General features: G+C 69.9%; 2 protein-coding genes and 1 pseudogene. All 3 read left to right on the top strand.

Annotation, left to right across the window (positions count from 1 at the left end; translation table 11 throughout):
- Positions 1 to 883 (top strand): efflux RND transporter periplasmic adaptor subunit (locus HUU95_RS09615; protein WP_174279913.1); only part of this gene is annotated, 883 nt, incomplete at its 5' end.
- Between the two features lie 7 nt (positions 884 to 890).
- Positions 891 to 4034, top strand: a complete 3144-nt coding sequence (locus HUU95_RS09610) for an efflux RND transporter permease subunit (RefSeq protein WP_174279912.1) — start codon at positions 891 to 893, stop codon at positions 4032 to 4034.
- A pseudogene (locus HUU95_RS09605) lies at positions 4031 to 4300 on the top strand (transporter); the annotation flags it as partial. The gene HUU95_RS09610 and the pseudogene HUU95_RS09605, both read left to right, overlap by 4 nt.

The following is a 4300-nucleotide window of genomic DNA, read 5'->3' as shown; positions in this document are numbered from 1 at the left end:
CATCGATCCGGCGCCCTATCAGGCGCGGGTGGCGAGTGCCCGTGCGGCGCTGTCGCGATCGCGCGCGTCGATCGCCTCGACCGCGGCGCTGGCGCGGCGTTATGGCGAGCTGGTCAAGATCAACGCGATCGCCAAGCAGGACGTCGAGAATGCGCAGACGGGCGCGGCGCAGGCGCGCGCCGACGTCGCAGCGCAGCAGGCGGCGCTGCGATCGGCGCAGATCGATCTCGCGCGCACCACGATCCGGGCGCCGATCACCGGCCGGATCGGCCGCTCCACCTTCACCGCCGGCGCGCTGGTGACGGCGGCGCAGACGCAGCCGCTGGTGACGATCCAGCGGCTGGACCCGATCTATGTCGATATCCAGCAGCCGTCGGCCGACCTGCTTCGCCTGCGCCAGCAGATGCTGGGCGGCGAGGTGAAGAGTGGTGGCTCGACGCACGTCCAGCTGCTGCTGGAGACCGGGACCGACTATGCAGGCGGCGCGACGCTGCGCTTCGCGGACGTGACGGTGGACCCGACCACGGGGACGCAGACGATCCGGGCGGTGGCGCCCAACAAGGCGGGGCTGCTGCTGCCGGGCATGTTCGTGCGCGCGGTGCTGCCGCAAGGCATGCAGAGCCAGGCGCTGCTGGTGCCGCAGCGCGCGGTCGGCCGCGACGATCGCGGCCATCCCACCGCCATGGTGGTGGGCGCCGGCGACAAGGCGGAGCCGCGCGTCATCACCACGAGCCGGACGCAGGGCGACAACTGGATCGTCACCGGTGGGCTGAAGCCGGGCGATCGCGTGATCGTCGAGGGCGGCATGCTGCTGCGCCCCGGCGGGGCGGTCGCGCCGACGCCGCTGGGCGCGAAGCCCGCGCCCGCGCCTGCCGCGAAATAGGACCGTCATGTCACGCTTCTTCATCGAACGGCCGATCTTCGCCTGGGTGCTCGCCGCCATGGTGATGCTGGTGGGGCTGCTCGCGCTGCGCTCGCTGCCGATCTCGCAATTCCCGCCGATCGCGCCGCCGGTGGTGACGATCACCGCCACCTATCCCGGCGCGGACGCGGAGACGCTGGAGCGCACCACCACCCAGATCATCGAGCAGCAGCTCAAGGGCGTCGACCACCTGCGCTATTTCGCCGCCTCGTCCAGCGCGGCGGGGACAGCGACGATCACCGTCACCTTCGAACAGGGGACCAATCCCGACACCGCGCAGGTGCAGGTGCAGAACAAGCTCCAGTCGGCGACGCCGCTGTTGCCGCAGGAGGTACAGCGGCAGGGCGTGGTGGTGTCCAAGGGCGCGCTCAACTTCCTGCTGTTCGTCGGCCTGTATTCGCAGAACGGCCAGCACGACGGCATCGACCTGGCCGACATGCTCGCCTCCAAGGTGCAGGACCCGCTGGCGCGCGTCAGCGGCGTCGGCGACACGCAGGTGTTCGGCGCGGCCTATGCCATGCGGATCTGGATCGATCCGCTCAAGCTCGCCTCCTATCAGCTGACGCTGCCGGACGTCACGACGGCCGTCCAGGCGCAGAACGCGCAGGTGTCCGCCGGCCAGATCGGCGCGCTGCCGTCGCCCAAGGAACAGATGCTCAACGCCACCGTCTCCGTCCAGTCGCGGCTGTCGCGGCCCGAGGAGTTCGCGGCGATCCGGCTCAAGAGCAACACCGACGGCTCGGTGGTGCGGCTGGGCGATGTCGCGCGGGTGGAGATCGGCGCGGAGAACTACAGCTATTCCACCGAATGGAACGGGCACCCGGCGTCGGGCATCGGCATCAAGCTCGCGCCCGGCGCCAACGCGCTTGCCACGGTGGACGCGATCAAGGGGCGCGTAGCGGAGATTGCGCGCGGCTTCCCGCCCGACGTCAAGGTCGTCTACCCGTATGACACGACGCCGTTCGTGCGGCTGTCGGTGCGCCAAGTGATCGAGACGCTGGTCGAGGCGATCGTGCTCGTCTTCCTGGTCATGTTCCTGTTCCTTCAGAACATCCGCGCCACGCTGATCCCGACGATCGCCGTGCCCGTGGTGTTGCTGGGCACCTTCGCGGTGCTCGCGGCCGCGGGCTATTCGATCAACACGCTGACGCTGTTCGGCATGGTGCTGGCGATCGGGCTGCTGGTCGACGACGCGATCGTGGTGGTGGAGAACGTCGAGCGGCTGATCACCACGCAAGGGCTGACGCCGCGCGAGGCGGCGCGCAAATCGATGGACGAGATCACCGGCGCGCTGATCGGCATCGCGCTGGTGCTGACGGCGGTGTTCCTGCCGATGGCGTTCTTCGGCGGCTCGACCGGCGTCATCTATCGCCAGTTCTCGATCACCATCGTCTCGGCGATGATCCTGTCGATCATCGTCGCGCTGGTGCTCACGCCGGCGCTCGCCGCCACGCTGCTCAAGCCGCACGATCCGAACAAGCATGAGGGCCATGGCCCGCTCGCGCGCTTCTTCCGCTGGTTCAACAAATGGTTCGATCGGGGGCGCACGGGCTATGAACGCGGCGTGCGCGGGGTGGCGAAGTGGCGCTGGCCGTCGCTGGCGGTCTATGCGGTCATCGTTGCGCTGATGGCGGTGATGTTCATCAACCTGCCGACCGGCTTCCTCCCCGACGAGGACGAGGGCTTCGCGATCGCGGTGGTGCAGGAGCCCGCCGGCGCGACGGCGGCGCGCACGCAACAGGCGCTCGATTTGGTCCGCGATCACTTCACGCGCGCCGAGGCGGCGAACGTGACCGGCGTCTACACGGTCAACGGCTTCTCCTTCGGCGGCGTCGGGCAGAACAGCGGCATCGCCTTCATGCCGTTCAAGGACTGGTCGGAGCGCAAGGGCAAGGACAACCGCGCGTTCGGCATCACCGGCCGCGCGCAGGGCGTGTTCGGCAAGTTCAAGGACGGGCTGATCTTCGCGGTGGTGCCGCCGGCGGTGCAGGAGCTGGGCAACGCGACCGGCTTCGACCTGCAGCTGGTCGATTCGGGCGGCATCGGCCACGAGAAGCTGGTCGCCGCGCGCAACCAGCTGATGGGCATGGCGATGGGCGACAAGCGGGTGGCCGGCGTGCGCCCGAACTCGCTGGACGACGCCCCGGCGCTTAAGATCGTGGTCGATCAGGACAAGGCGCGCGCGCTGGGGCTCGATCTGGCGCAGGTCAACCAGGTGATCTCCGGCGCCTGGGGCGGCCAGTACATCAACGACTTCATCGATCGCGGCCGGGTCAAACGCGTCTATGTCCAGGCGGACGCGCCGTTCCGGCAGCGGCCGGAGGACCTGGGCAAGTTCTACGTGCGCGGGGGCGCGGGCCAGATGGTGCCCTACACCGCCTTCACGACGCTCAGCTGGGCGCAGGCGCCGGTGCAGCTGACGCGCTACAACGGCCAGCCGGCGCTGGAGCTGCTCGGCGTGCCCGCGCCCGGCCAGTCGTCGGGCACCGCGCTGGCGGCGATGCAGGAGATGCAGGCCAAGCTGCCGCCCGGCACCTCGCTGGAGTGGACGGGGCTGTCCTATGAGGAAAAGCTGTCGGGTGGGCAGGCGCCGGCGCTGTTCGGCATCTCGCTGCTCGTCGTCTTCCTGTGCCTGGCGGCGCTGTACGAGAGCTGGTCGATCCCGATCTCGGTGATGCTGGTGGTGCCGCTCGGCATCGTCGGCGCGGTGCTGGCGGCGACGCTGACGGGGCTCAACAACGACATCTACCTCCAGGTGGGCCTCATCACCACGATCGGCGTGTCGGCGAAGAACGCCATCCTGATCGTCGAGTTCGCCGAGGAGCGCATCCGCGACGGGCTGACGCCGTTCGACGCGGCGATCGAGGCGGCGAAGCTGCGGCTGCGGCCGATTCTGATGACCAGCCTGGCCTTCATCTTCGGCGTGTTCCCGCTGGCGATCGCGACGGGCGCGGGCGCGGGCGGGCAGAACGCGATCGGACGCGCGGTGGTGGGCGGCATGCTGTCCGCGACGGTGCTGGCGATCTTCTTCGTGCCCTTGTTCTTCGTGCTCGTGGTCGGCTGGTTCGGCGGCGGCGCGAAGCCCGAGCATCAAGAGGAGCAGGCGGCATGACGAGGATCCTGCCGCTTGCGGCGCTGCTGCTCGCGGGATGCAGCCTGGCGCCCGCCTATCACCGGCCGGCGGGCGAGGTGCCCCCGGCGTTGCCCCAAGGCGGCATCTACCCGGCCGCCGCGACCGACGCGCCGGACGTGTCCGCGATCGGCTGGCGCGATTTCTTCACCGATCCGCGGCTGCGGCAGGTGATCGATCGCGTGCTCGCCAACAACCGCGACCTGCGCGTCGCGGCGGCCAACGTGCTGGCGGCGCGCGCGCGGCTG

The sequence above is a fragment of the Sphingomonas bacterium genome (genome assembly GCF_903643065.1).
In the GTDB taxonomy this organism is placed as follows: Bacteria; Pseudomonadota; Alphaproteobacteria; order Sphingomonadales; family Sphingomonadaceae; genus Sphingomonas.
This window is presented reverse-complemented; position numbering and strand designations above follow the sequence as displayed.